This window comes from Streptomyces sp. CB03238 (genome assembly GCF_002099185.1).
Classification (GTDB): Bacteria; Actinomycetota; Actinomycetes; order Streptomycetales; family Streptomycetaceae; genus Streptomyces.
Genome location: NZ_NBCN01000012.1, coordinates 1 through 24,453, shown reverse-complemented (window position 1 = coordinate 24,453; position 24,453 = coordinate 1). Strand labels below are relative to the sequence as shown.

The window sequence follows — 24,453 nt, the reverse complement described above, 5'->3', positions numbered from 1 at the left end:
ACATGAGCGGAATTCTCGACGGCAAGCGCATCCTGATCACCGGTGTGCTGATGGAGTCCTCCATCGCCTTCCACGCCGCCAAGGTGGCTCAGGAACAGGGCGCCGAGGTCATTCTGACCGCCTTCCCGCGGCCCACCCTGACCGAGCGCATCGCCAGGAAGCTCCCCAAGCCCGCCAAGGTCATCGAGCTCGACGTCACGAACGACGAGCACCTCGCCCGTCTCGAGGGCCTGGTGCGCGAGGAGCTCGGCGGCCTCGACGGCGTCGTCCACTCCATCGGCTTCGCCCCGCAGGACGCGCTCGGCGGCAACTTCCTCAACACGCCGTTCGAGTCGGTCGCGACCGCGATGCACGTCTCGGCGTTCTCGCTGAAGTCGCTCACCATGGCCTGCCTGCCGCTGATGCAGAACGGCGGCTCGGTCGTCGGCCTCACCTTCGACGCGCAGTTCGCCTGGCCGCAGTACGACTGGATGGGCCCGGCCAAGGCCGCGCTGGAGGCCACCAGCCGCTACCTGGCCCGTGACCTGGGCAAGCAGAACGTGCGCTGCAACCTGATCTCGGCCGGCCCCCTCGGGTCGATGGCCGCCAAGTCCATCCCGGGCTTCTCGGACCTCGCGAAGGTGTGGGACGAGCGCTCCCCGCTCCAGTGGGACATGTCGGACCCGGAGCCGGCCGGGCGCGGTGTCGTCGCGCTGCTGTCGGACTTCTTCCCGAAGACGACCGGCGAGATCGTCCACGTCGACGGCGGCGTGCACATCATGGGCGCCTGAGCCTCCCTCCTGACGCCGGAAGGCCGCGAGCCGCTCCTGGGGAGCGGCTCGCGGCCTTCGTGCTTTTCGTACATGTGTACGCTACGCAGCGCTCCCGAGTCGAAGAGTCACCGATATCACGGCACACTGGTGCAGAACGGATTCGCGTCCGTTACTCGGGGATTGCTCGGGGACTGTTCGGGGAGTTTCGGGGAGGAGGTGTGGCTGTGCGTACCAAGCGCCATGCGAGACACCGTCGAGCGGTGGCCCTGGCCGCCACCGCGGCCCTGCTGTCGGGGCTCGCCGTCAGCGCCCAGGCCTATGCCGCCGAGAGGGACGTGTACGTCGCCTCATGCCGTACGTCGGTCGAGGGCTCCCGGGTCACCGCGTACTGCCACAACCCCTACCCCGCCACGGACCGCGTCCAGCTGCACGTCGAGTGCGCCCGGTGGTGGGACATCGACTCCGACAGCGCGCCCGTCGACATCGGCCCCACGGCCTATGCCGAGCTGACCCAGCGCTGCTGGAAAGAGGTCGATGACGCCTGGATCAGCCACCAGCCGGTGCCCGATCCCCGCCCAGGCACATGAACGGGTAGCCGGCCGCCTCCGAGGCCGCCGCATGGGCGTCCCCCGCACGGATCGCCTCCACCAGCCGGGCGTGGTCCATGTGGTTCTCCGGGCGCAGGTCCTGGCCCACGTCGTCGCGCAGCCAGTCCCGCAGCAGATGACCGAGGTCGGCGTACAGCTCGGACATGACCTCATTGTGCGAGGCGGCCACCACGGCCAGGTGGAACGTCGCGTCGGCCGCCACGAACCGCTCCGCGTCGCCCGCGTCCCACGCCTCCTCCCGCCGGGCCAGGAGTGCGTCCAGCTGCCTCATGTCCCGTTCCGTACGGCGCCCGGCGGCCAGCCGGGCGGCCGACGACTCCAGCGTGGAGCGCAGCTCGGCGATGTGCCGCGGGTCGGCGCCCGCGAACCGCCGGTGCATCACCCCGGCCAGCTCGCTGGTCGCGACGACGTACGTGCCCGAGCCCTGGCGGATGTCCAGCAGGCCGTTGTGGGCCAGTGCCCTGACCGCCTCACGGACAGTGTTGCGGGCCACGCCCAGCTGCTCGACCAGCTCCGGCTCGGTGGGGATCCGGGAGCCGACCGGCCACTCGCCCGTCGTGATCTGGTTCCGCAGCTCGGCGATCACCTGGTCGGAGAGTGCGGAACGGCGGGGTGAGCTGAGCGCCATGGTGCTCCTTGGCTCCTTGGAAAGAGGATTGGACAGCCAATCATCCCATGATTCTATGATGGGCCCATGTCCGACGAGCCGCAGACCCCCACCCTCACCCCAGCACGTACCCCCACCTCCGCCCCCGCATCTACGCCGGACCAGGCCGGAACCCGGCCCACGAGCGCGGTGTGGCTCACCCGGCTCCTGATCGTCGGGCTCGTCCTCGCCGCGCTCAACCTCCGCCCCGCCATCACCAGCCTCGGCGCCCTCCTCGAAGAGGTGCGGGACGGGCTGCACATGAGCGGTGGCGTCGCCGGCGTCCTCACCTCCGTACCGCCGCTGTGCTTCGCCGTCTTCGGCATCACCGCGCCCCGGCTCGCCCGGCGCTTCGGCCCCGGCGCCGTCGTCTTCGCCGGCATGGCGGCCATCACCGCCGGCCTGGTCATCCGCCCGTTCGCCGGCGGTACGGCCGCCTTCCTGGCCGCCAGCGCCCTCGCCCTGATGGGCATAGCCGTCAGCAACGTCCTGATGCCGGTCATCGTCAAGCGGTACTTCCCCGACCGCGTCGGCACCATGACGGGCCTCTACTCGATGGCCCTCGCCCTCGGCACGTCCCTCGCGGCCGCCGCGACCGTCCCGGTCACCGACGCGCTCGGCGGCAACTGGCGCACCGGGCTCGCCGTGTGGGCGGTCCTCGGCGCCCTCGCCGTCGTGGCCTGGCTCCCGCTGGTACGCAACCGGGGCAGCGGGGACGACACGGCCACCCCCGGGACGGACACCCCGGAGGAAACCCCCGCCATAAGGATCACCCGCAGCCGCACGGCCTGGGCACTGGCCTGCTTCTTCGGCCTCCAGGCCACCGGCGCGTACATCACCATGGGCTGGATGCCGCAGATCTTCCGCGACGCCGGGGTCTCCGCCGGCACCGCCGGAGTGCTGCTCGCCGTGACCATGGTGATGGGCGTGCCGCTCGCCTTCGTCATCCCCCGGCTCGCCACCCGCATGAAGAACCAGGGCCCCATCGTCGTCGCCCTCGGCCTGTGCGGACTGAGCGGATACGCCGGACTGCACTTCGCTCCGGCGGCCGGGGCGTGGGCCTGGGCGCTGCTCCTGGGCGTCTCCAACTGCGCCTTCCCGCTCGCCCTCACCATGATCGGCATGCGCTCGCGGACCGGAGGCGGGGTTGTACGGCTCTCCGCCTTCGCCCAGAGCGTCGGCTACCTCATCTCCATCCCCGGGCCCACGCTGGTCGGTGCCCTCTACGAGCACAGCGGCGGCTGGGGGACCCCCCTCGCGCTGATGACGGGGCTGATGGTGCCCCAGGTGATCGTGGGGATCATCGCCGGGCGGGACCGGACGATCGAGGACGAAGCCTGAGGTGCGAGACTTGTCCCATGCAGCCTGTGCTCGACCCGAACCCTCAGAACGGCCAGAAGAAGCTCCTCATCGTGCTCGGCGCGATGCTGGCGATCGGCGTGGTCATCGGAATCGTCGCGTCCATCGCCTCGCCGTGACCGGGGAGCCGGGACCGGGGAGCCGGGACCCGGGCCGTGACCGGGGTGGTGGGGCTGCCCCCACCATCCCCTAGGGGGCCAGGGTCAGGGTGAAGTGGGTGGATTGCCGGATGGGCGCGGCGGCTCATGATCCGTAGCGTTGACACCACTTCGACCTCGGCATCACGGACCCACGGAGGCGGCCATGCCGGCCCGTACACACCCGCAACGGACGCACGCCACCACCACCATCACCGGCAGCAGCACTGACGGCACGTGGCTGCCCTGGTGGGCCGTGGCACTGCCCGTACTCGCCTTCGCCGTCCTCTTCGGCCTGATAACCGGGGGCGGTGAGGCGCACGCGGCGGGTGGTGACCTGGCGGTGGGCCGCATCCTTGAGCAGATCCAGCACACGCTCGCGCGGTAGTGGGCAAGCTGCTCAACACCCACCGCTCCATGGCGTGTTTCATGCGAAGCTGGGGAGCATGAGCGTCGATACACCCCGCAGGATCGTGCTACTCCGGCATGCGAAGGCCGACTGGCCCCAGGTGTCCGACCACGAGCGGCCGCTCGCCGAGCGAGGCCGCAAGGACGCCCCCGTGGCCGGCCGCCGGCTCGCCGAGACCGGCATCACCTTCGATCTGGCCCTGTGCTCGACCGCGGCCAGGACCCGCGAGACATGGAAGCTGGCGGTCCAGGAGCTCCCACAGCGCCCCAAGACCGTGTACGAGGAGCGGCTCTACGAAGCCTCACTCGGCGACATCCTCGCGCTGCTCAACGAGACCCCGGAAGAAGTGAACGACCTCCTGGTCATCGGACACAACCCGGGCGTGCACGCCGTCGCCGACGCCCTCGCCGGCCGGGCCGACGGCGACACACTCGCCCGGATGAACCGGGGTGGCTTCCCCACCTCCGCCTTCGCCGTCGTCGGCTTCAGCGGCTCCTGGAAGTCCGTGGAACACGGCGTGGGCAAGCTGCTGAGCTACTGGGCGCCCCACGAGTAACCCCCGTACACGTCAAAGGCCCGGCCACCGGAAAGCGCCCCGTGTGACCGGGCCTCCTCGTGTCAGGGGTCCTCACCCCTAGACCTGGTCGGCGTCCGCGGCCTCGACCTCTTCGCGGGTGATGCCCAGCAGATACAGCACAGTGTCCAGGAACGGCACATTGACGGCGGTGTGGGCCGCCTTGCGGACCACCGGCTTGGCGTTGAAGGCCACACCCAGACCGGCCGTGTTCAGCATGTCCAGGTCGTTGGCGCCATCGCCGATCGCCACCGTCTGAGCGAGCGGTACGCCGGCCTCGGCGGCGAACCGGCGAAGCAGCCGCGCCTTCCCCGCCCGGTCGACGACCTCGCCGGTCACCCGTCCGGTCAGCTTGCCGTCCACGATCTCCAGCGTGTTGGCCGACGCGAAGTCCAGCCCCAGCCGCACCTTCAGGTCGTCCGTGACCTGGGTGAACCCGCCCGACACCACACCCACCTGGTACCCGAGCCGCTTCAGCGTACGGATCAGGGTGCGCGCGCCCGAGGTCAGCCTGACCTCCGACCGCACCTTGTCCACGACCGACTCGTCCAGCCCGGCGAGCAGCGCCACGCGCGCGTGCAGCGACTGCTCGAAGTCCAGCTCCCCGCGCATCGCCCGCGCCGTCACCTCGGCGACCTGCTCCTCACAGCCGGCGTGGGCCGCGAAGAGCTCGATCACCTCGTCCTGGATGAGCGTCGAGTCCACGTCCATGACGACCAGCCGCTGCGCCCGGCGGTGCAGACCCGCCGACACCACCGCCACGTCCACGCCGATCTCATGGGCCTGGGTGGCCAGCGCGGTGCGCAAAGGCGCCGTCTCCGTGCCCGACACCGCGAACTCCACAGCCGTCACCGGGTACTTCGCCAGCCGGAAGATACGGTCGATGTTGCCGCCGGTCCCGGTGATCGTGGCCGCTATTGCCGCCGTGTCCTCGGCCGTCAGGGGGTGCCCGAGCACGGTGACGTGCGACCGCCCCGAGCCGCGCGGCCGGTTGTCACCCGTACCGGAAATGATCTCCGCCTGAAGCTTCAGGGACTCGGCCCAGCTGTGCACGGTGGCCCGCAGCTCCCCCTCGGTGCTCACGGTCGGCTCCGTGACGAGCGCGCACAGGACGATGCGGCCACGGGTGACGACCTGCTCGATGTCGACGACATCTACGGAGAAGGCGGCCAGGGTGTCGAACAGCCCGGCGGTGATCCCGGGGCGGTCCTTCCCGAAAATCTTGACGAGAAGGGTGGGAACGTCAGAGGTCTGCGATGCGCTCATGGTCCCCCCACCGTATCGGCCCCCACGCTCCCGGGCGCGCCCCGTCCCGACCACCGGACACCCCGCCCCGCATCCGGGCCCCCCGGACCGGTCCTCGCCGACCGGGACCCTCCATCCGCGCGCCCCGCACCCCCGGCGCCGGGTCCGTGCCGAGCGACCCAGGAGCCCCCACGCGGCGCGCCCCGTACGCCCACTACCAGCCGCCCCGGCGCGCCCGAAGCCTGCTGCCCGGGCGGCCTTGGACCACGCCCCACGGGAGGCGGTGAGCCCCTGGACCGTGCCGCCGGCCAAGACCCGCCGCCCGCCGTGCCGTCGGCCGAGACCCGCCGCCCGGCGGCCGAGGCTTGCCGCTCGCGGTGCCGTCGGCCGAGACCCGGCGCCGCCCGCCGCCCCGGCGGCCGAGCGGCCGAGGTCCGCCGCACGCGGCCTCGGACCACGCCCCTAGCCGGGGCCGTGTGCCTCACCGGCCGCCCCGGCGCCCGGGTCCGCCGCCCCGGCGGCCCAGGTCGGCCGCGCCTGCGGCCCTTGGACCAGGGCACCCCTCCGGTGGCACCGGCGGTCCTGGACTGCGCGGCGTCCAGCGGCCGACGTTGCCGGGGCAGCGCCCGTACCTGCGGGTCCGTCGCCGGAGCGGCACGAGGCTGCACGCGGTTGGCCCGGCGGTCGGGCGGCGTCCCGCTGCCGTGCTGCACGAGGCTGTCCACGTGGACGCGCACCCCGCGCCCGTCCACGCGGTGCACAACCGCCGCGTGCCGGGGGCGGAGCACCCGGTTTCGGGAAGGGGCGGGGTGGGGGACAAGCCGCCCACCTCAACCGCCCGGCCGCCCCCGCTCCGGCCACCCGTCCGCCCGGCCCTCCGGAGGGCAGCCGGGATCCGGCAGCCGCAGGTACGGGTTCGTGTCGGGGTTCGGCGGCCGGTACGGCACCGAGGGGGTGTACGGCCCCGGCGCTCCCGGGCCCCACGGCACCGCCCGGGCCACCGGCGGCAACGACGCCGCGCGCCCCGCCACCCCCGCCCCATACGCCAGCAGCGCCCCGGCGCCGCCCGCCGCCCCGCCCCACAGCGCACCCAACAACACCGCCATGCCCCCGTCGCCCCGCAGCTCCACGACCCCGTCGACCCCACCGACGTCGACCCCACCGAACCCGTCCACCCCCAACACCGACAGCGACGCGCCCGCCGACACCCCCGCCAGCCCCACCACCAACGGCAGCCCAGCCGCCGTCACCGCCGCCAGCCGCACAGCGCACCGCCCCGCGAACGCCACCGCACCGAGCCCACCCCGCGCCGTACGCACCGCCGTCAGCACACCCGCGCCCAGCATCAGCAGCCCTGCCGCGCCCACCAACAGCCACACGCCCCGATCCAGTCCGGCCAGCCGCCCCACCGTCACGGGCTCGCCGGACGACACCCGCAGCAGATCACCCAACGGGTCCGGCAACGCCCCCGCCAGCCCGCCCGACGCCCGCCCCTCCCAGGGCACGAAGAGCCCGACGGCCACCCCGAGCCACACCCCGTTCGGCGCGCCGAGCAGCGCGGCGCCCACCACCCGCCCCGGATGGTCGTCACCGACCGCCGCGTACGCCGCCGCCGCCCACCCCGCGGCCACCGCCACCACCGCGACCGTCACGAGCGTGGAGGCGGCGGGCCGCACCACGCGCCGTACCGCGTCCCAGCCGCGCCCCGGCGGCAACGGCGCAGGGGGCGACGCGAGCAGGGCGAGCAGCACCACCCCCAGCGCCCAGCAGGCCGCACCCGCCAACGATTCCGCCACGTCCACCCGGAAACCCACCGACGCCTTCCCGCCCACGAGGTCCCCGACACCCCCGACCCCCAGTGACTCCCCGTCAACCGGGATGACGCCGCGACCCGCCCACACCGGCCCACCGGCCACAGCGACGAACGCCGCCACCAACACACCCACCCGGGCCGCGAGTTCAGCCCCCGACACGTACGCGGGCCCCGCCGCCGCCCGCAACGACCGCAGGAACACGTACGACAGCAGCAGCGCCCCGACGAGGCCCACGCCCAGCGGCGTGATGTCGACGGCCACCCCGGCCGCCGCGCGTTCCCCACCGAACACGGACACATCGCCCCACGGCGTCACCGAACCGCCCACCCCGAGCACCACCACGGCCGCCGTCATCGGCCCGAGCGCACCCGCCGGAGCCGCCCCCAGCAGGTGCAGGCCGAGCGCCGCGACGCCCGCCATCCCCACCAGCGCCCAGCCCACGGCGGCGAGCGAGGCCAGGATCACATCGCCCCACCGGATACCCCCGCCACCGCCGTCCTTGTGCATAAGGACCCCCGAAAGACCCGTGATCCGTACCGGGTTGCCCCATTCACGCATGATCCGTGCGTACTCATGGGTGCTTACCACTCTCCGGGCGTATTTCTCCTGAGTCAACGGCGAGTCGGGGGCGAGTCGGCGGCACAGGGAAGCAGGGTGGCGGGGCGTCTGCGCGCTGTCTTCACACCGCCCGACTTTCGATTCCGGCGCCGGGCCTGAAATAGTTCCCCCCGATGTTCGCCATCCCTAGACTCCCTGCGACGGGGGGAACTCGGGGGACAAGTAGTGGGGCATGGAGTGCCGGAACTCGTACTGGAATTGAACGGAAGGACCTGGGCTCTCGATCCGTCCAGGTCGTACACCCTCGGACGTGATCCGCAGGGCGACCTGGTGATCGACGACGCCAGGGTTTCGTGGCGGCACGCCACGATCAGCTGGAACAGCCGTAGTTGGGTCATCGAGGACCACGGCTCCACCAACGGCACGTATGTGCAGGGCCAGCGGATCCACCAGATGGAGATCGGCCCCGGCTCCGCCGTGCACCTCGGCAACGCGACCGACGGTCCCCGGCTGAGTCTGACCGGTGCCGCGGCCGGAGCGGGCGCGTACAGCGCACAGGCCGCCGCCCCGCAGGCCCAGGCCTCGCAAGCCCAGGCCCCGCAGGCCTGGCAGCAGCAGGCCCCGGCCGCGCCTCACCAGCAGCCGCCTCACCATCAGCCACAGCAGCCACAGGGCTGGCCCCAGCAGCCGCCTCAGCAGCCTCAGCAGCCGCACGTCCCGCACCAGCAGCCCGGCCCCGCCGTGCACCCGGGCCAGCACGGCCACCCGGGCCACCCGGGCCCCACCGGCTCCGCCGAGCAGTACGCCCAGAAGATCCCGGGCCAGGGCGGCGGCGCCGCGCCGGCCGGAGCCGCGCCGGTGCACGCCGAGCGCAGCCCCACCACCTTCCACCAGCTGGCGCTGGGCCGCGTCATGCGCATCGGTCGTGCGCTCGAGAACGAACTGGTCGTCTCCGACCTCCAGGTCTCGCGCCACCACGCGGAGTTCCACGCCACACCCGACGGCCGCTTCGAGATCCGCGACCTCGGCTCGCACAACGGCACGTACGTCAACGGCCAGCCGCTCGCCAAGTCCGGCTCGGCGCTCATCGGCCCGAACGACATCGTCGGCGTCGGTCACTCGACGTTCCGCCTCGTCGGCGACCGGCTCGAGGAGTTCGTCGACACCGGCGAGATCTCCTTCTCCGCCCGCCACCTCACCGTCACGGTCGACGGCGGCAAGCAAATCCTGAAGGACGTCTCCTTCGGCGTCCCGGAGAAGTCGCTGATCGCGGTCATCGGCCCGTCCGGTTCCGGCAAGTCGACCCTGCTCAAGGCGCTCACCGGCTACCGCCCCGCCAACCAGGGTGACGTCCTCTACGACAACCGGAACCTGTACAAGCAGTTCGCCGAGCTCCGCCAGCGCATCGGTCTGGTCCCGCAGGACGACATCCTGCACAAGGAGCTGACCGTCCGCACCGCGCTCAAGTACGCCGCGAAGCTCCGCTTCCCCGCGGACACCACCGAGCAGGAGCGCGAGGCGCGGATCGACGAGGTCCTGCGCGAGCTGAAGCTCGACATCCACAAGACCAAGAAGATCACCGCCCTCTCCGGCGGCCAGCGCAAGCGCGTCTCCGTCGCCCTGGAGCTGCTGACCAAGCCGTCCCTCATCTTCCTGGACGAGCCGACCTCCGGCCTCGACCCGGGCATGGACCGCGACGTCATGCAGCTGCTGCGCGGCCTGGCCGACGACGGCCGTACGGTGCTCGTCGTCACCCACTCCGTCGCCGAGCTGGCGCTCTGCGACAAGCTGCTGGTCATGGCGCCCGGTGGCTCGGTGGCGTACTTCGGCCCGCCGGAGGAGGCGCTCAACTTCTTCGGCTACGAGACGTGGGCCGACGTCTTCTCCGCGTTCGAGAACTACCGCGACTACGACTGGGCGGGCCGCTGGAAGGGCTCGCAGCACTACCAGATGTACGCCGCGGACATCGACGCCGTCGCCCCGCAGTCGGTGGAGATGCCGTCGGCCCAGTCGATGCGCCCGCCCAAGCCGCAGAGCTGGGGCGCGCAGCTGTGGACCCTGATCCGCCGGTACGTGTCCGTCATCGCCTCCGACCGCGGCTTCCTCGCCCTGATGGTGATACTCCCGGCCGTCCTGGGCGTGGTCAGTACGCTGATCAGCTCCGACTACGGGCTCAGGCCGAGCCCCCGCGGCCCGAACGGCAGCGCGGCGACGATCCTGCTGATCCTCGCGGTGGGCGCCTGCTTCGCCGGTGCCGCCAACTCCGTACGAGAACTGATCAAGGAACGAGTCATCTATGAACGGGAACGGGCCACGGGCCTGTCACGTTCGGCGTACCTGATGTCGAAGGTGATCGTCCTCGGTGTGATCACGGTCATCCAGGGCGCGATCATCGGTGGCATCGGCTTCGGCCTCCGCGACGTACCGGACGAGGGCCTGCTCTTCGGCTCCTCCGCCGTCCGGCTCGAACTGAGTCTGCCGATCATGGCCCTCGGCTTCACCTCGATGATGTTCGGCCTGATCATCTCCTCGCTGGTGAAGACCGCCGAGAAGACGATGCCGCTGCTGGTGATGTTCGCGATCATCCAGGTCGTCTTCACCGGCTGCCTGTTCACGCTGCACGGCCAGGTCGGTGTCAACGAGTTCTCGTACCTGATGCCGTCCCGCTGGGCCGTCGCCGCCGCCGGAACGACCGCGCAGCTCAACGTCCTGTTCCCCAACCAGGACGACCCCACCGACACGGACCCGCTGTGGGACCACGAGCTGGGGCAGTGGATGGTCGACATGGGCGCGCTCCTGGCGCTCGGCGCCATCTGCGGCGTGATCGTGGCGCGCCTGCTGCGCCGCCACGAGCCGGAGGTCATGCGCAAGTAGTACGTGGCAGCAGCACCGCGCCGAAGGGCGGCACCCGCACGGGGTGCCGCCCTTCGGCACGGATGAACCGGCTCAGAGGCCTCAGTAGGCGCTGTTCACGTTGTCCATGGAGCCGTACCGGTCGGCCGCGTAGTTGCAGGCGGCGACGATGTTGGCGACCGGGTCCCACTGGCTCTTCTTGGTGCCCGGGACGTGGTACGCGTCGAAGGTCGGCTTGATGACCTGGAGCAGACCGATCGACGGGACGCCGTTGATGGCGTTGATGTCCCAGTTGTTGATCGCGTTCGGGTTACCGCTGGACTCCCGGATGATGTTGCGGTGGATGCCCTCGTAGGTACCCGGGATGTTGTTCTTCTTCATGATGAAGAGCGCCTCACGGATCCAGCCGTCGAGGTTGTTGGCGAACACCGGCTTGCGGGCGGCGGCGCGGCTCGCGGCGGCCTTGGCGGCGGCGCGCTTCTTCGCGGCGGCCTCGGCCTTCGCCTTGGCGGCAGCGGCGGCCTGCGCCTTCGCGGCGGCGGCGGCCTGCGCCTTGGCCTTCGCGGCGGCGGCGTCGGCCTTGGCCTTCAGCTCGATGGTGGTCTGCTGCTCGGTGATGCCGAGGTGCAGCGGCTTGTTCTGCGCGCTGCTGAGCGTGTTCGTGAGCGCGACCGGAGCGGCAGCAGGGGCGGCGGCGACAGCCTGCGGCTCCGTCTCGGCGGCGGCGTCGTTGCCCGGAACGACGGAGAACGCGAGCGCGGCGGCGCTCAGCGTGGCAATGCCGGCGAGGGAAAGCTTGTGGTTCTTCTTGAGACGGCTGAAGCCGGGGCGGGTGCTGGACGCGGACATGCAGTCGTACCTCTTCGAATCGCGGGACGTCGCAAGGCCAGGGCGGCGCTTCGCCTGCTCGGCGGGCGACGGCTGCAATTCTTAGCTGGCGCAAAATGCAGAGGCAAAGGTGTGACGTACGAAGCCGGGTAGTGGATCAGCGGGTGCCGGAGAGAGCCACCGGACCCTCCCGTCACCCGCTGGGCCAGCACTGATCTGCCCTTTATGGCACCAACTAGACACGTTCGTAAGTGACCTACGTCCTATGCGCGGGCTCACATCGGGCACGTAACAGTCTCACCATCTGTTGCACGCGCAATGCGCTCAGTGAGGCCCCTCATCCGGGAGTATGAGGTGGACGTCGCCGAACTCGTGCCAGAGGTAGAGCCGCCTCAGCGCCTCGGTGTACGCACGGCCCAGCGCCTCCCTCCCCGCGATCGCCTCCAGCATCAGCAGATGCGACGCCTCCGGCTCGTGCAGCCCGGTCAGCAGCCCGTCCACGGCACGCACCCCACGCCGCGGTGTGACCACCAGGTCCGTCCAGCCCGACGCCGGTCGTACGACGCCGTCGGCACCCACCGCCGACTCCAGCGCCCGCACCGCCGTCGTCCCCACGGCCACGATCCGGCCGCCACCGGCCCGCGCCGCGCCGACCAGCCACGCGGTGGCCGCCGGCACCTCGAACCGCTCCGGGTACGGCGGCTCGTGCGCCTCCGCCGACGCCACACCCGTGTGCAGCGTCACCGGCGCGAACTGCACGCCCCGGCTCACCAGCTCCGCCACCATCCCCGCCGTGAAGGGCCGCGCCGCACTCGGCATCTCCGCGGAGCCCGAGCCGTCCCGGGACGGCCGCGCGAAGACGGTCTGGTACGCGGCCAGCGGCTGGTCCCGCTCCGTGTAGCCGTACCGGATGGGACGCCCGTACCCGGCCAGCAGCCCCGGCACACCCACCGAAACGGCCCCCCACCACAACCGTCCGGCCCCGCCGGAGCCCGCCCCGCCGGAGCCCACCTCAGAAGCACCACCGGCCCCCGCCCCGCCCGAACCCAGCGGCTCCTCCAGCACCAGCTGTGCCCCGCCGGGCAGCCGCACCACCGCGCCCGCCGGGCCGCCGGGCCGTGGCCGCGTACTGCCCCGCCCGTCCGGGTCCCGCAGCTCCACCGCCCACCGCCCGTCGTCCCCGCGCGTGGAGAAGTGCACGACGACGAGCTCGCCACCGTCCCCGCCCAGGCGCCCGGTCACCGCCGCGGCCAGCGTCGGCGACGTGTTCACCACCAGCACGTCCCCGGCCCGCAGCAGCCCCGGCAGCTCCCGGAACGCGTGGTGAGACACGGCGAGCCCGCGCGACACCATCAGCCGTACGTCGTCCCGCCCCGCGCCCCGCTGCTCGGCAGGCACCCGCGCGGACAGCTCCTCCGGCACCCGAAGCGCCTCCAGCACGCTCACGCGCCCACCCCCAGCAGGGCGGCCGCCGCGTACCGTCCGCTCGCCGGCCGTTCCGCCAGCAGCCGCAGGAAGCCCGGCACCACGGACTCGGGCAACGGCCGGCCCGTATCGTCGTCGACCGGCACGGCGGCCTGGTACAGATCCGTCCGCATGTCACCCGGGTCCACCGCCCACACCTTCAGCTCCGGCTCCTCCACGGCCAGCACCGCCGCCAGGTGGTCCAGCGCCGCCTTCGACGCCCCGTACCCGCCCCACGTCTCGTACGCCTCCGCCGCCGCGTCCGAACTCACCGCGATCACCGCCCCCGCCCCGCTCGCCCGCAACAGCGGCAGCGCCTCCTGTACGAGCCCGAGCGCGGCGACCACATTCGTCTCCAGCGCCGTCCGGAACCCCTCCAACGAATGCGCGTCCAGCCGTACGAGCGGCTCGGCGCCCAGCGCGCTCGCATTGCTCACCAGCAGGTCCAGCCCGCCCAGCTCCCGCGCCGCGGCCACCAGCGCACCCCGGTGCCACCCGTCGGTGACGTCCCCGGGCAGCGCCACCACCCGCGTCCCGTGCGTCCGCGCCTCCCGTGCGCTCTCCTCCAGTACGGAGGCGGTCCTGGCGTCCAGCACCAGATCCCAGCCCTGCCGGGCGAGGGCGACGGCCAGCGCCCGCCCCAGCCCCTTCGAAGCACCCGTGATGATCGCGACAGCCATGACCCATCCCCTGAGAACGTAGAACCGAAAGAGAACCGATGCCCTCAGCCTGGAACCCGCCCCCCGGCCCCCGCCTCGGCCCAGGGCCGGGACCCGCCGGGGACTTCGACCTAGGCCCTCCGCCCTAATCGGCCGCCGTCCCCGGTCCGATACGGACTGTCACACCCCGCCGGTAACGTGAACGCATGACCGATCGACGAGAGGGATCGCCCCGCTCCGGCCTCGCCGCCGTCAGCACCGCGCTGCTCGCGATGAGCAGACACCTGGAGGTGCGCGACGTCCTCAAGACGATCGTGGCCTCCGCCCGCGAGCTGCTCGACGCCGAGTACGCGGCGCTGGGCGTGCCCGACGACCACGGCGGGTTCGCCCAGTTCGTCGTGGACGGCGTCAGCGAGGAGCAGTGGAAGGCGATCGGCCCTCTGCCGCGCCAGCACGGCATCCTCGCCGCGATGCTCCACGAGGCGAAGCCCGAGCGCCTCGCCGACGTCCGCAAGGACCCCCGCTTCGAGGGCTGGCCCTCCGCCCACCCCGACATGTCCGACTTCCTGGGTCTGCCCGTCCGGGACGGCGACGAGACGATCGGCGCGCTGTTCCTCGCCAACAAACGCTGCCCGAACGGCCCCGCCCCCGACGGCGGCTGCGGCTTCACGGAGGAGGACGAGGAACTCCTCGGCATCCTCGCCCAGCACGCCGCGATAGCCCTCACCAACGCCCGGCTGTACGAGCGCAGCCGCGAGCTGACCATCGCCGAGGAGCGCTCCCGGCTCGCCCACGAGCTGCACGACGCGGTCAGCCAGAAGCTCTTCTCGCTGCGGCTCACCGCCCAGGCGGCCGCCGCCCTCGTCGACCGCGACCCGGCCCGCGCCAAGGGCGAGCTCCAGCAGGTCGCCGCCCTCGCCGCCGAGGCCGCGGACGAACTGCGCGCCGCGGTCGTCGAGCTGCGCCCCGCCGCGCTGGACGAGGACGGCCTGGTCCATACCCTCCGTACGCAGATACAGGTCCTGGACCGCGCCCACAGCGCGCACGTCACGTTCGACAGCTGCGGTGTACGGGCCCTGCCCGCCGCCCAGGAAGAGGCCATGCTCCGGGTCGCCCAGGAGGCACTGCACAACGCCCTGCGCCACTCCGGGGCCGACCGGGTCGCCGTGTCCCTCGTACGACGCGGTCAGGGCGTGCTCCTCAGCGTCACCGACAACGGCAAGGGTTTCGAACCCCGCACGGTCCGCCGGGCCGGCCGGCACCTCGGCCTGGTCTCGATGCGGGACCGGGCGGGAGGCGTCGGCGGAAAGCTCACCGTCCAGTCCGCGCCCGGCAAGGGCACCACGATCGAGATGGAGGTCCCCGGTGGCTGACGCTGTGCCCGATCCAAAGACCGGGATCCGTGTCCTGCTGGTCGACGACCACCAGGTGGTCCGTCGCGGGCTGCGCACGTTCCTCGAGGTACAGGACGACATAGAGGTGGTCGGGGAGGCGGGCGACGGGGCCGAGGGCGTGGCCCGCGCGGAGGAGCTCCGCCCCGACGTCGTCCTGATGGACGTGAAGATGCCCGGCATGGACGGCATCGAGGCCCTGCGCAAGCTGCGCGAGCTGGCCAACCCGGCAAAGGTGCTGATCGTCACCAGCTTCACCGAGCAGCGCACGGTGATCCCCGCGCTGCGGGCGGGGGCGTCGGGTTACGTATACAAGGACGTCGACCCGGACGCGCTGGCCGGCGCGATCCGCTCCGTACACGCGGGCCATGTCCTGCTCCAGCCGGAGGTGGCCGTGGCGCTCCTCTCCCAGGAGGAGGCGAACGGCGCGACGGGCCGCGGCAGCACGCTCACCGAGCGGGAGCGGGAAGTCCTCGGCCTGATCGCCGACGGGCGTTCCAACCGCGAGATCGCCCGCGCGCTGGTCCTGTCCGAGAAGACCGTCAAGACGCACGTCTCCAACATCCTGATGAAGCTGGATCTCGCCGACCGCACTCAGGCCGCGCTGTGGGCGGTCCGCCACGGCTTGACCGGCTGACCCGGCGGGCCCCGTCAATCCGAGGCCTTCCACCGGTACGAGATTCATACCGTCGTGTGTATGTCACCCACTCGGCGCAACCCGAGCGCCGCGTGGGCGTTCTCCATGGCGTGCTGCGGTGATCGCCGCAGCGATAGTCAACGGAGGATTCTCGAAGTGAAGAACCTGAAGAAGGCCGCTGCTGTCACCATCGCCGCCGGTGGGCTGGTCGCCGCCGCCGCGGGTGCCGCGTCCGCCACCGGCGGCGCGCACGCGGACGGCGCGGCCATCGGATCGCCCGGCGTCGGCTCCGGCAACCTGGTGCAGGTCCCGGTCCACGTCCCGGTGAACGTCTCGGGCAACAGCGTCAACGTCATCGGCGCCCTGAACCCGGCCTTCGGCAACACCGCCGTCAACCACTGACGCCGGAACGCCTGCCCGGCCCCCAGCCCCACCTGGGGGCCGCCCCCCTTCCCGGGACCCCCAAGGGCGCAGCGCCACCCCAGGCCGCCCGCGCCCCAAGGGCCGGCCCCGGCAGTCCGGGCGGCGGGACCGCGTACGAAGGGGCCAGCCCCCAAGCCAGGCCGCCGGCCTCACCCCAATGCCCGGCCTCCAGTTCACGGCCGCCAGGTGGACCGAGGTCCGGGCTCCCCTCCATCGGCCATCTCGCCCGGTGGCGCCGGCCGCCACGGCCACCATCCCGCGCAGCGGCCGCGGGCTACGCCGAAGGCGCACAGGGGTCCGGGGCGGAGCCCCGATGTCGGGAAGGGGCGGCTGGGGAAGGCGACGCCCCACGCCCCGGCACCAGCGCATACGGCGCGCCCCGGCACCCGGGCGCCCGGCATCCGTAACCCGGCCACCCACACCGCCGGCACCCGGCGCAGGTGCACGGGGACACCGGGCGGCGGCCCGGACCGGCGGAACGAACCGGACCCGGACCGGAACTACCAACGGGACGGAACCGGGCAGACCACCCCGCCCCGCCCCGCAGAACAAGCCACCCCGCCCCGCCCCTCACCCCCGCTCGCGTTCCTCCACCCACGCGTTGAACGCCGCCACCTGCGCACGCCGTGCCACCCGCTCCACCGGCCGGAGCGCCTCCGCGCGGGCCGCCATCTCCGACGCGCTCACCGCCCCACCGTGCGCGCCCCCCGTCCCGTACGCCGGTGAGTACGCCAGCGAGATCAGCAGCCCCACCCGCTGGGCCAGCTCCAGTACCCGCACCGCCCGCGGCGGATACCCCGGCGCCAGCACCTCACGCCCCGCCTCCGCCCGCGCCCGGTACGCGTCCAGCGCCGCCTCCGCCACCGGCCCCGACGCCGCCACGTCCAGCCGCGTCAGCACCACCGTCGCGTCCCGCAGCGCCTCCGCCAGCTCCCGCTCCGCCTCCCCGAGCGACGGCACGTCCGCCGGCGGCGCCTCCCGCACCGGCAGGCAGTGCCACAGGACCTCCACATGCAGGTCCCCAGGCTCCGGCCCCGCCTCGTACACCTCCGGTACGAGGCCGAAACCCGCCCCGTACCCGACGACGGCCTCCTCCGCCTCCAGCGCCCGCGCGTTGAACTCCGGCGGCCCGCTCAGCCCCAGCGGATGCCCCGGCGCCGGCAGCGCCACCCGCCACCCGGCCACCCCGAGCGCCCGCAGCCGCCCCAGCGCCAGCGTCAGGCCGACCGGCCCCTCCTCGCCCGGCAGCCCCTCCACCCGGTGCACGGCGTCGTCCCCGACAATCGCGAGCACGGCCTCATCCGGCGACACCAACCCGGCCAGCAGGGAGTTCCCCCATGCGGCCAACCGTCCTGAACGTGGTTCCGAAAGCATTCCCCCACCCTAGGCACTGCCGCCCGGCCACTGTCCGGAACCGGCCCTAAGGGCCGACCCCCGCCACCGGTGGCGTAGGTTTTCCCTGGGAGCTTCGCCCACAGGCGCAAGCGACGACGAGACTCGACCGCATAGGGGAGACAACGCGCTCATGAGCGATGTACTGGAGCTGGTGGACGTATCCGTGGTCCGCGACGGACGCGCTCTGGTGGACGACGTCTCCTGGTCGGTCAAGGAGGGCGAGCGCTGGGTCATCCTCGGACCCAACGGCGCCGGCAAGACCACCCTCCTCAATGTCGCGTCCAGCTACCTCTTCCCGAGCACCGGCACCGCCCGCATCCTGGGCGACCAGCTCGGCAAGGTCGACGTCTTCGACCTCCGCCCCCGCATCGGCATGGCCGGCATCGCCATGGCCGACAAGCTCCCCAAGCGCCAGACCGTCCTGCAGACCGTCCTCACCGCCGCGTACGGCATGACCGCGACCTGGCACGAGAACTACGACGCCGTCGACGAGGACCGCGCCCGCGCCTTCCTCGACCGCCTCGGCATGACCGAGTTCCTGGACCGCAAGTTCGGCACCCTCTCCGAGGGCGAGCGCAAGCGCACCCTGATCGCCCGCGCCATGATGACCGACCCCGAGCTGCTGCTCCTCGACGAGCCGGCCGCCGGCCTCGACCTCGGCGGCCGCGAGGACCTCGTACGCCGCCTCGGCCGCCTCGCCCGGGACGCGTACGCGCCCTCCATGGTCATGGTCACCCACCACGTCGAGGAGATCCCGCCCGGCTTCACCCACGTCCTGATGATCCGTCAGGGCAAGGTGCTCGCCGCCGGCCCCGTCGAGATGGAACTGACCTCCCGCAACCTCTCGCACTGCTTCGGTCTGCCGCTCGTCGTCGAACGCGTCGGGGACCGCTACACCGCCCAGGGCCTGCCCCTCTCCTGACCGTACGAGTCCCCCCGCGCCCTGTCCGAGACCCGACCCCCGGTCCTACCATGACCACGTGGACATCGACGCATGGGTCTGGTGGCTGATCGGCGCGGTGGGACTCGGCATCCCCCTCGTCCTTACCGCGATGCCGGAATTCGGAATGCTGTCCGTCGGAGCGATCGCCGGAGCCGTCACCGCGGGCCTCGGCTTCGGCGTGGTGGCCCAAGTGGTGGTCTTCGCCGCCGTCTCCGTCGCACTCATCGCGGTGGTACGCCCCATCGCGGCCCGCCACAGGGACGGACGCCCCCAACACGCCACGAACGTCGACGCGCTGAGAGGCCGTCAAGCCGTCGTGCTCGAACGCGTCGACGGCAGCGGCGGCCGCATCAAGCTCGCCGGCGAGGTCTGGTCCGCCCGTGCCCTCGACGCCGACCAGACCTTCGAACCGGGCCGGCAGGTCGACGTCGTCGAAATCGACGGGGCGACCGCAGTAGTGATGTGATGTGACGAGGCGCCAGGTGCCGCAACCTGGCCAACTCCCGCAGAACGGCGCACGGGACAGCCCGCCGTCTGCGAAACTCGATCATCGAACCAACCGGCAACGAACCGGCACACAACCGGCAGCGAAGGGCACGGGGAACACACGATGCCATCAGTCATCATCGTCCTGGTCATCCTGGTGGTGCTCGTCTTCATCGCCCTGATCAAGACGATCCAGGTCATCCCGCAAGCCAGCGCCGCCATCGTCGAGCGCTTCGGCCGCTACACCCGCACCCTCAACGCGGGGCTGAACATCGTCGTCCCGTTCATCGACTCGATCCGCAACCGGATCGACCTCCGCGAACAGGTCGTCCCGTTCCCGCCCCAGCCGGTGATCACCCAGGACAACCTGGTGGTGAACATCGACACCGTCATCTACTACCAGGTGACCGACGCCCGCGCCGCGACCTACGAAGTCGCCAGCTACATCCAGGCGATCGAGCAGCTCACCGTCACCACCCTCCGCAACATCATCGGCGGCATGGACCTGGAGCGGACCCTCACCTCCCGCGAGGAGATCAACGCCGCCCTCCGTGGCGTCCTCGACGAAGCCACCGGCAAGTGGGGCATCCGCGTCAACCGCGTCGAGCTCAAGGCCATCGAACCGCCCACCTCCATCCAGGACTCGATGGAGAAGCAGATGCGCGCCGACCGCGACAAGCGCGCCGCGATCCTCACCGCCGAAGGCATCCGCCAGTCCCAGATCCTGACCGCCGAGGGTGAGAAGCAGTCCGCGATCCTCCGCGCCGAAGGCGAGGCCAAGGCCGCCGCCCTCCGCGCCGAGGGCGAGGCGCAGGCCGTGCGTACGGTCTTCGAAGCCATCCACGCCGGCGACCCCGACCAGAAGCTGCTGTCCTACCAGTACCTCCAGATGCTCCCGAAGATCGCCGAGGGCGACGCCAACAAGCTCTGGATCGTCCCCAGCGAGATCGGTGACGCCCTCAAGGGCCTCTCCGGCGCCTTCGGCAACTTCGGCAGCGGCGCCCCCGGCTTCAACCCCGGAGGCACGGGAGGCACGGGAGGCACGGGAGGCGGCGGAGGCACGGGAGGCGGCGGAGGCACCGCAGGCACCGTCGACACCGGCAAGGAACGCCCCCCGGCACAGCGCCGCGAAGAGCCCCCGGTCGACTGACCCACCCGCCCCTTCGTGCATGATCAGTGCAGCAGGCACCAATCCTGCAAGCACTGATCCTGTACGAAGGGCGAGGGCACAGCGTGACGATCTGGGAGATGCTCGCCGTCTTCGCCGCAGGCATCGGCGCCGGCACGATCAACACGATCGTCGGATCGGGAACCCTGATCACCTTCCCCGTCCTCGTCGCCACCGGACTCCCACCGGTCACCGCCACCGTCTCCAACGCCCTCGGCCTGATCCCCGGCTCCATCAGCGGCGCCATCGGCTACCGCGCCGAACTCACCGGCCAGCGCCGCCGCGTCCTGCGCCTGAGCGTCGCCGCCGCCATCGGCGGACTCGGTGGAGCCATACTGCTCCTCCTCCTGCCCGCCACCGCCTTCGAGACCATCGTCCCGGTCCTGGTCGCCCTTGCCCTGGTCCTGGTCGTCCTGCAACCCCGCATCTCCAAGGCCGTCCAGCGCCGCCGCGACCGCGAGGGCACCCACGGCAACCCCGACGGCGGCCCGCTCCTCTTCGCCGGCCTCCTCTTCGCCAGCGTCTACGGCGGCTACTTCACCGCCGCCCAGGGGATCATCTACCTCTCCCTCATGGGCATGCTGCTCCACGACACGCTGCAGCGCCTCAACGCCACCAAGAACATCCTCGCGGCCGTCGTCAACACCATCGCCGCGCTCTTCTTCCTCTTCGTCGCCCACTTCGACTGGACGGCGGTGCTGCTGATCGCCGTCGGCTCCACCATCGGCGGCCAGATCGGCGCCAAAGTCGGCCGCCGCCTCCCACCGACCGCCCTCCGCGCGGTGATCATCGTCGTTGGTACCCTCGCGATCATCCAACTCACCACCAGGGGATGACCTCATGGCACTGGAGATGCGCGACACCTGCGAACGCTGCGAGGCGTCCCTGACCGCCACCGCCACCGCCACCGCCACCGCCACCGCCACCGCGTACATCTGCAGCTACGAATGCACCTTCTGCCCGGCCTGTACGACGACGATGAACCACCTCTGCCCCAACTGCGGCGGCGACCTCGTCCAGCGCCCCACACGCAAGGAGCCCGCCTCGGCCTGACGCGAGACGGGCACCGGACGGTCACGGTCGTACGCGGCGGCTCACGCAGCCGCCGACGTCAGCCAATCGGGCAGCTCGGACCGGTTCCGTACCCCCAGCGCCAGCAGCATCGCGTCCGCCGGCGACGGTATGAACGGCTGGTGCAGCAGCGGCATCCCCGCCTGCTCCGGCGTACGGTCCGCCTTGCGGTGATTGTCCTCCGCGCACGACGCCACCGTGTTCAGCCAGTTGTCCCCACCGCCCTGCGCCCGCGGCACCACGTGGTCCACGGTCGTCGCGCGCCTTCCGCAGTACGCGCACCTGTGCTGGTCCCGTACCAGCACACCCCGCCTCGACCACGGGGCCTGTCTTCGGAACGGCACCCTGACGTACCTGCACAGCCTGATCACCCGAGGCACCGGGAGTTCGACGGCGGCCGCCCGCACGCGCAGACGGGGATGCTCCTGCTCGACAACGGCCTTGTCCTGAAGCACAAGCACCACCGCACGGTTGAGTGTCACCGTCGACAGCGGCTCGAAGCTCGCGTTGAGTACCAGCGTGTCCCGCATCCTGCCCACCTCCCGTATGCCGGCCCCGCCCTGTCGGCGGGCCTGGGGCTGGGACCAACTCTGGCCGGGCGCGCCGGGTTGGACAACGCAATATCCGTGCGCAACGAAAGATGCCCGCTCCTGATCTCTCCAAGACCAGGAGCGGGCAAACAAAAAGCGAACGATCAGCTCTCCGCCGGTTCCGCGTAATGACCGATCAGCTGAGCCCGCGCCAGCGTGTGGAACCGCAGGTTGAACCCGACCACGGCGGGCGACGCGTCCGCGTCCGGCCCGAGCTTCTCGGTGTCCACCGCGTACACGGTGAAGACATAACGGTGCTCCTCGCCCGCCGGCGGCGCCGCACCGCCGAAGTCCTTCGACCCGTAGTCGTTACGGACGTGCACCGCCCCTTCGGGCAGCCCCTCGAACTTCCCGCTGCCCACACCCGCCGGCAACTCGGTGACCGACGCCGGGATGTCGAACAGCACCCAGTGCCAGAACCCGCTCCCGGTCGGCGCGTCCGGGTCGAAGCACGTCACGGCGAAGCTCTTGGTCTCCGGCGGGAAACCCTCCCACCGCAGATGCGGCGAGGTGTTCCCCTTCGCGTAGACCTGCGCGTCCGCCAGCACGGCCTCCGGCGCGATGTCATCGCTCACCACGGTGAACGACGGCACCTGCGGATGGAAGTCATGAGGGAGTGGCGCCCTTTTCCCCTCGGTCACGGTCACGTCAGAACCTCCGTTTCCCTGCTCTCCGATGAGCTTCGACGAGCCTAGAGCCAGTTGCGACGACCACCGACATCGGCGAGCCACTGGTTGAGGTAGGCGGCCCAGTCGGTGTTCTGGAAGTCGTTCAGCCCCACCTTGAACGCCCGGTACGAGTCACTGCCCTCACTGAACAGCCCCGGCTTCTTGTCCATCTCCAGGACGACGTCCATCTCGCGCTCGTCCGCGACGAACGTCAGCTCCACCTGGTGCAGCCCCCGGTACTGCTGCGGCGGCAGGAACTCGATCTCCTGGTAGAAGGGCAGCTTCTGCCGCGTCCCACGGATGTGCCCACGCTCCATGTCCGCGCTCTTGAAACGGAAGCCCAGCTGGATGAAGGCATCCAGGATCGCCTGCTGCGCCGGCAGCGGATGCACATTGATCGCGTCCAGGTCACTGGAGTCCACCGCCCGCGCGATCTCCAGCTCCGTCGAAACACCGATGTCCATCCCGCGCAGCTGCTGCCCCGCGATGGTCGTGACGGGCGTCTCCCAGGGGATGTCCAGACCGAACGGCACCACGTGCACCGCCCCCGCCTTCACCTCGAAGGCCCCACCGAGCCGCACCTTCGTGAACTCGATGTCCTGCTTGACCTCCTGGTCACCGCCCTCGACCTCGACCCGGGCCTGCAGACCGACCGACAGCCCCTCGATCCGCTGGTCCACCGAGCCGCCTTGGATACGCACCTCCCCCTGGACGACCCCACCGGGCACCACGTTTGCCTCGGTGAGCACCGTCTCCACGGACGCGCCCCCCGCACCCAGGCTCGCGAGCAGCTTCTTGAACCCCATGTTCACTCCTTTTCGGATCCTGACCCCTACATACGCGCATACGCGGAAGGACCGCGGCCGGTTCCCAGTACGCTCGTACGACATGATCGAGAGCTCCGACCGTACGCCGCTGCCGCGGGCCTTCTTCGACCGCCCCGTACTGGAGGTCGCCCCGGACCTGCTCGGCCGCACCCTCGTACGCATGACGGACGACGGCCCCATCGAGCTCCGCCTCACCGAGGTGGAGGCGTACGCGGGCGAAGCCGACCCAGGCTCCCACGCCTACCGCGGCCGCACCGCCCGAAACGCCGTGATGTTCGGCCCGCCCGGTCACGCCTACGTCTACTTCACCTACGGCATGTGGCACTGCCTGAACCTGGTGTGCGGACCCGAGGGCTCCGCGAGCGGCGTCCTGCTGCGCGCCGGCGAGGTACGGGTCGGCCAGGAGCTCGCCCGCAAACGCCGACTCTCAGCCCGGTACGACAAGGAACTGGCCAAAGGCCCCGCCCGCCTCGCCACCGCCCTCGACGTCGACCGCACCCTGGACGGCACCGACGCCTGCGCCGGCCCCGCCTCCCCTCTCTCGATACTGATCGGAGCCCCGGTCACCCCCGACCAGGTCCGCACCGGCCCCCGCACCGGAGTGGGCGGCGACGGAGCCGTGCACCCCTGGCGCTTCTGGATCGACGGCGACCCCACGGTGAGTCCGTACCGCGCCCACGCACCACGCCGGAGGAGGGCTTGACTTGGAGCACTGAAGCGCCTAATGTCTACCGAGCTGCAGGAGCTGGGCTGCCGTTCGAGGCACCCCCAGGAGCAGCCATCCACCACCGAAGATCGACTTCCCGAATGGGTCGGCTTCCGGCGTGTCCGGAATCCAATTCAGCGGCTCGATTATGAGTCGCCGGGGAAAATGGTCTAAAGTGGCGGAGCGCCGAAAGGCAAAGGCCCTCCAACGGCCACCGGGAACTGAATCCGAACCGGAAACGG

The 24,453-nt window shown here is 71.5% G+C and carries 26 protein-coding genes; 16 read left to right on the top strand and 10 right to left on the bottom strand.

Going from position 1 to position 24,453, the window contains the following annotated elements:
• Positions 1-2: 2 nt before the first annotated feature.
• Both fabI and BKD26_RS22870 read left to right on the top strand, forming a co-directional pair.
• Positions 3-770, top strand: a complete 768-nt coding sequence (gene fabI, locus BKD26_RS22875) for an enoyl-ACP reductase FabI (protein ID WP_084901297.1) — start codon at positions 3-5, stop codon at positions 768-770.
• Positions 771-1,012: 242 nt separating this feature from the next.
• A complete protein-coding gene (locus BKD26_RS22870; RefSeq protein ID WP_347105297.1) occupies positions 1,013-1,339 on the top strand; it encodes a hypothetical protein in 327 nt (108 codons plus the stop codon).
• On the opposite strand, the gene BKD26_RS22865 is transcribed toward BKD26_RS22870, so the two are convergent.
• Positions 1,299-1,988 (bottom strand): FadR/GntR family transcriptional regulator, encoded by a 690-nt coding sequence (locus BKD26_RS22865; protein WP_084901292.1) that lies wholly within the window; start codon positions 1,986-1,988, stop codon positions 1,299-1,301. The two genes, BKD26_RS22870 and BKD26_RS22865, sit on opposite strands and share 41 nt — an antisense overlap.
• 66 nt (positions 1,989-2,054) lie before the next feature.
• Between BKD26_RS22865 and BKD26_RS22860 the strand changes: the two genes are divergently transcribed.
• From BKD26_RS22860 to BKD26_RS22850, 4 genes are all read left to right on the top strand, one after another.
• Complete coding sequence (locus tag BKD26_RS22860) at positions 2,055-3,347, top strand: MFS transporter (RefSeq protein WP_084901289.1); 1,293 nt, start codon at positions 2,055-2,057, stop codon at positions 3,345-3,347.
• 17 nt (positions 3,348-3,364) lie between these two features.
• Positions 3,365-3,484, top strand: coding sequence for an SGM_5486 family transporter-associated protein (locus BKD26_RS42075; protein ID WP_274536108.1), 120 nt, complete (start codon positions 3,365-3,367; stop codon positions 3,482-3,484).
• Positions 3,485-3,668: 184 nt separating this feature from the next.
• Positions 3,669-3,890: a hypothetical protein gene (locus BKD26_RS22855; RefSeq protein ID WP_084901287.1), complete on the top strand. Its 222-nt coding sequence runs from the start codon at positions 3,669-3,671 to the stop codon at positions 3,888-3,890.
• A 58-nt stretch (positions 3,891-3,948) separates the two neighbouring features.
• Positions 3,949-4,467, top strand: coding sequence for a histidine phosphatase family protein (locus tag BKD26_RS22850; protein ID WP_084901284.1), 519 nt, complete (start codon positions 3,949-3,951; stop codon positions 4,465-4,467).
• Between the two features lie 78 nt (positions 4,468-4,545).
• Here BKD26_RS22850 and serB read toward each other — a convergent pair whose 3' ends face one another.
• Positions 4,546-5,751 carry a phosphoserine phosphatase SerB gene (gene serB, locus BKD26_RS22845; RefSeq protein ID WP_084901281.1) on the bottom strand — a complete coding sequence of 402 codons (1,206 nt, stop codon included), beginning with the start codon at positions 5,749-5,751 and terminating at the stop codon, positions 4,546-4,548.
• 809 nt (positions 5,752-6,560) lie between these two features.
• The gene (locus BKD26_RS40450) at positions 6,561-8,051 is read right to left on the bottom strand and encodes a streptophobe family protein (RefSeq protein ID WP_107417957.1); all 1,491 of its coding nucleotides are present in this window, start codon (positions 8,049-8,051) and stop codon (positions 6,561-6,563) included.
• A gap of 288 nt (positions 8,052-8,339) precedes the next feature.
• Between BKD26_RS40450 and BKD26_RS22835 the strand changes: the two genes are divergently transcribed.
• On the top strand, positions 8,340-10,976 hold the full coding sequence (locus BKD26_RS22835) for an FHA domain-containing protein (RefSeq protein ID WP_084901277.1): 2,637 nt from the start codon (positions 8,340-8,342) through the stop codon (positions 10,974-10,976).
• Between the two features lie 81 nt (positions 10,977-11,057).
• Here the strand turns inward: BKD26_RS22835 and BKD26_RS22830 are convergent, their stop codons facing one another.
• The 3 genes from BKD26_RS22830 to BKD26_RS22820 form a co-directional block, all read right to left on the bottom strand.
• Positions 11,058-11,804 carry a transglycosylase SLT domain-containing protein gene (locus tag BKD26_RS22830; protein ID WP_084901275.1) on the bottom strand — a complete coding sequence of 249 codons (747 nt, stop codon included), beginning with the start codon at positions 11,802-11,804 and terminating at the stop codon, positions 11,058-11,060.
• A 303-nt stretch (positions 11,805-12,107) separates the two neighbouring features.
• Positions 12,108-13,229: an S-adenosylmethionine:tRNA ribosyltransferase-isomerase gene (locus BKD26_RS22825; protein ID WP_084901273.1), complete on the bottom strand. Its 1,122-nt coding sequence runs from the start codon at positions 13,227-13,229 to the stop codon at positions 12,108-12,110.
• On the bottom strand, positions 13,226-13,927 hold the full coding sequence (locus BKD26_RS22820; RefSeq protein ID WP_084901270.1) for an SDR family oxidoreductase: 702 nt from the start codon (positions 13,925-13,927) through the stop codon (positions 13,226-13,228). The genes BKD26_RS22825 and BKD26_RS22820 overlap by 4 nt, the downstream gene beginning before the upstream one ends.
• 185 nt (positions 13,928-14,112) lie before the next feature.
• Between BKD26_RS22820 and BKD26_RS22815 the strand changes: the two genes are divergently transcribed.
• The 3 genes from BKD26_RS22815 (at position 14,113) to BKD26_RS22805 (ending at position 16,336) form a co-directional block, all read left to right on the top strand.
• Positions 14,113-15,279 carry a GAF domain-containing sensor histidine kinase gene (locus tag BKD26_RS22815; protein WP_084901268.1) on the top strand — a complete coding sequence of 389 codons (1,167 nt, stop codon included), beginning with the start codon at positions 14,113-14,115 and terminating at the stop codon, positions 15,277-15,279.
• Positions 15,272-15,934, top strand: coding sequence for a response regulator transcription factor (locus BKD26_RS22810; RefSeq protein ID WP_277622406.1), 663 nt, complete (start codon positions 15,272-15,274; stop codon positions 15,932-15,934). Before BKD26_RS22815 ends, BKD26_RS22810 begins: the two co-directional genes overlap by 8 nt.
• A 156-nt stretch (positions 15,935-16,090) precedes the next feature.
• Positions 16,091-16,336, top strand: coding sequence for a chaplin (locus tag BKD26_RS22805; protein ID WP_073752863.1), 246 nt, complete (start codon positions 16,091-16,093; stop codon positions 16,334-16,336).
• A 591-nt stretch (positions 16,337-16,927) separates the two neighbouring features.
• Here BKD26_RS22805 and BKD26_RS22800 read toward each other — a convergent pair.
• Complete coding sequence (locus tag BKD26_RS22800; RefSeq protein WP_084901265.1) at positions 16,928-17,731, bottom strand: hypothetical protein; 804 nt, start codon at positions 17,729-17,731, stop codon at positions 16,928-16,930.
• Positions 17,732-17,882: 151 nt separating this feature from the next.
• Here BKD26_RS22800 and BKD26_RS22795 point away from each other — a divergent pair, with 151 nt between their 5' ends.
• The 5 genes from BKD26_RS22795 to BKD26_RS22775 all read left to right on the top strand — a co-directional run bounded on the left by BKD26_RS22795 (position 17,883) and on the right by BKD26_RS22775 (position 21,402).
• Positions 17,883-18,674, top strand: a complete 792-nt coding sequence (locus BKD26_RS22795) for an ABC transporter ATP-binding protein (RefSeq protein WP_084901264.1) — start codon at positions 17,883-17,885, stop codon at positions 18,672-18,674.
• A gap of 58 nt (positions 18,675-18,732) precedes the next feature.
• Complete coding sequence (locus tag BKD26_RS22790; RefSeq protein ID WP_084901262.1) at positions 18,733-19,161, top strand: NfeD family protein; 429 nt, start codon at positions 18,733-18,735, stop codon at positions 19,159-19,161.
• Between the two features lie 144 nt (positions 19,162-19,305).
• Positions 19,306-20,331 (top strand): SPFH domain-containing protein, encoded by a 1,026-nt coding sequence (locus BKD26_RS22785; protein WP_084901260.1) that lies wholly within the window; start codon positions 19,306-19,308, stop codon positions 20,329-20,331.
• 83 nt (positions 20,332-20,414) lie between these two features.
• Positions 20,415-21,185: a sulfite exporter TauE/SafE family protein gene (locus tag BKD26_RS22780; protein WP_084901258.1), complete on the top strand. Its 771-nt coding sequence runs from the start codon at positions 20,415-20,417 to the stop codon at positions 21,183-21,185.
• Positions 21,186-21,189: 4 nt separating this feature from the next.
• Complete coding sequence (locus BKD26_RS22775) at positions 21,190-21,402, top strand: DUF1272 domain-containing protein (protein ID WP_084901255.1); 213 nt, start codon at positions 21,190-21,192, stop codon at positions 21,400-21,402.
• 41 nt (positions 21,403-21,443) lie between these two features.
• On the opposite strand, the gene BKD26_RS22770 is transcribed toward BKD26_RS22775, so the two are convergent.
• From BKD26_RS22770 to BKD26_RS22760, 3 genes are all read right to left on the bottom strand, one after another.
• Positions 21,444-21,950 carry an HNH endonuclease gene (locus tag BKD26_RS22770; protein ID WP_084901253.1) on the bottom strand — a complete coding sequence of 169 codons (507 nt, stop codon included), beginning with the start codon at positions 21,948-21,950 and terminating at the stop codon, positions 21,444-21,446.
• Between the two features lie 164 nt (positions 21,951-22,114).
• Positions 22,115-22,651, bottom strand: a complete 537-nt coding sequence (locus BKD26_RS22765) for a YbhB/YbcL family Raf kinase inhibitor-like protein (protein ID WP_084901713.1) — start codon at positions 22,649-22,651, stop codon at positions 22,115-22,117.
• A 50-nt stretch (positions 22,652-22,701) separates the two neighbouring features.
• Entirely contained in the window at positions 22,702-23,484 is a 783-nt protein-coding gene (locus BKD26_RS22760) for a sporulation protein (RefSeq protein ID WP_084901249.1), read from the bottom strand.
• An 82-nt stretch (positions 23,485-23,566) separates the two neighbouring features.
• Between BKD26_RS22760 and BKD26_RS22755 the strand changes: the two genes are divergently transcribed.
• Positions 23,567-24,208, top strand: coding sequence for a DNA-3-methyladenine glycosylase (locus tag BKD26_RS22755; protein ID WP_084901246.1), 642 nt, complete (start codon positions 23,567-23,569; stop codon positions 24,206-24,208).
• Positions 24,209-24,453 lie beyond the last annotated feature (245 nt).

Coding starts and splice junctions, on each gene's coding strand:
- BKD26_RS22785 (WP_084901260.1), top strand. CDS start 19,306: ATGCCATCAGTCATCATCGTCCTGGTCATCCTGGTGGTGCTCGTCTTC.
- BKD26_RS22860 (WP_084901289.1), top strand. CDS start 2,055: ATGTCCGACGAGCCGCAGACCCCCACCCTCACCCCAGCACGTACCCCC.
- BKD26_RS42075 (WP_274536108.1), top strand. CDS start 3,365: ATGCAGCCTGTGCTCGACCCGAACCCTCAGAACGGCCAGAAGAAGCTC.
- fabI (WP_084901297.1), top strand. CDS start 3: ATGAGCGGAATTCTCGACGGCAAGCGCATCCTGATCACCGGTGTGCTG.
- BKD26_RS22755 (WP_084901246.1), top strand. CDS start 23,567: ATGATCGAGAGCTCCGACCGTACGCCGCTGCCGCGGGCCTTCTTCGAC.
- BKD26_RS22775 (WP_084901255.1), top strand. CDS start 21,190: ATGGCACTGGAGATGCGCGACACCTGCGAACGCTGCGAGGCGTCCCTG.
- BKD26_RS22815 (WP_084901268.1), top strand. CDS start 14,113: ATGACCGATCGACGAGAGGGATCGCCCCGCTCCGGCCTCGCCGCCGTC.
- BKD26_RS22865 (WP_084901292.1), bottom strand. CDS start 1,988: ATGGCGCTCAGCTCACCCCGCCGTTCCGCACTCTCCGACCAGGTGATC.
- BKD26_RS22795 (WP_084901264.1), top strand. CDS start 17,883: ATGAGCGATGTACTGGAGCTGGTGGACGTATCCGTGGTCCGCGACGGA.
- BKD26_RS22820 (WP_084901270.1), bottom strand. CDS start 13,927: ATGGCTGTCGCGATCATCACGGGTGCTTCGAAGGGGCTGGGGCGGGCG.
- BKD26_RS22770 (WP_084901253.1), bottom strand. CDS start 21,950: ATGCGGGACACGCTGGTACTCAACGCGAGCTTCGAGCCGCTGTCGACG.
- BKD26_RS40450 (WP_107417957.1), bottom strand. CDS start 8,051: ATGCACAAGGACGGCGGTGGCGGGGGTATCCGGTGGGGCGATGTGATC.
- BKD26_RS22850 (WP_084901284.1), top strand. CDS start 3,949: ATGAGCGTCGATACACCCCGCAGGATCGTGCTACTCCGGCATGCGAAG.
- BKD26_RS22760 (WP_084901249.1), bottom strand. CDS start 23,484: ATGGGGTTCAAGAAGCTGCTCGCGAGCCTGGGTGCGGGGGGCGCGTCC.
- BKD26_RS22800 (WP_084901265.1), bottom strand. CDS start 17,731: ATGCTTTCGGAACCACGTTCAGGACGGTTGGCCGCATGGGGGAACTCC.
- serB (WP_084901281.1), bottom strand. CDS start 5,751: ATGAGCGCATCGCAGACCTCTGACGTTCCCACCCTTCTCGTCAAGATT.
- BKD26_RS22855 (WP_084901287.1), top strand. CDS start 3,669: ATGCCGGCCCGTACACACCCGCAACGGACGCACGCCACCACCACCATC.
- BKD26_RS22830 (WP_084901275.1), bottom strand. CDS start 11,804: ATGTCCGCGTCCAGCACCCGCCCCGGCTTCAGCCGTCTCAAGAAGAAC.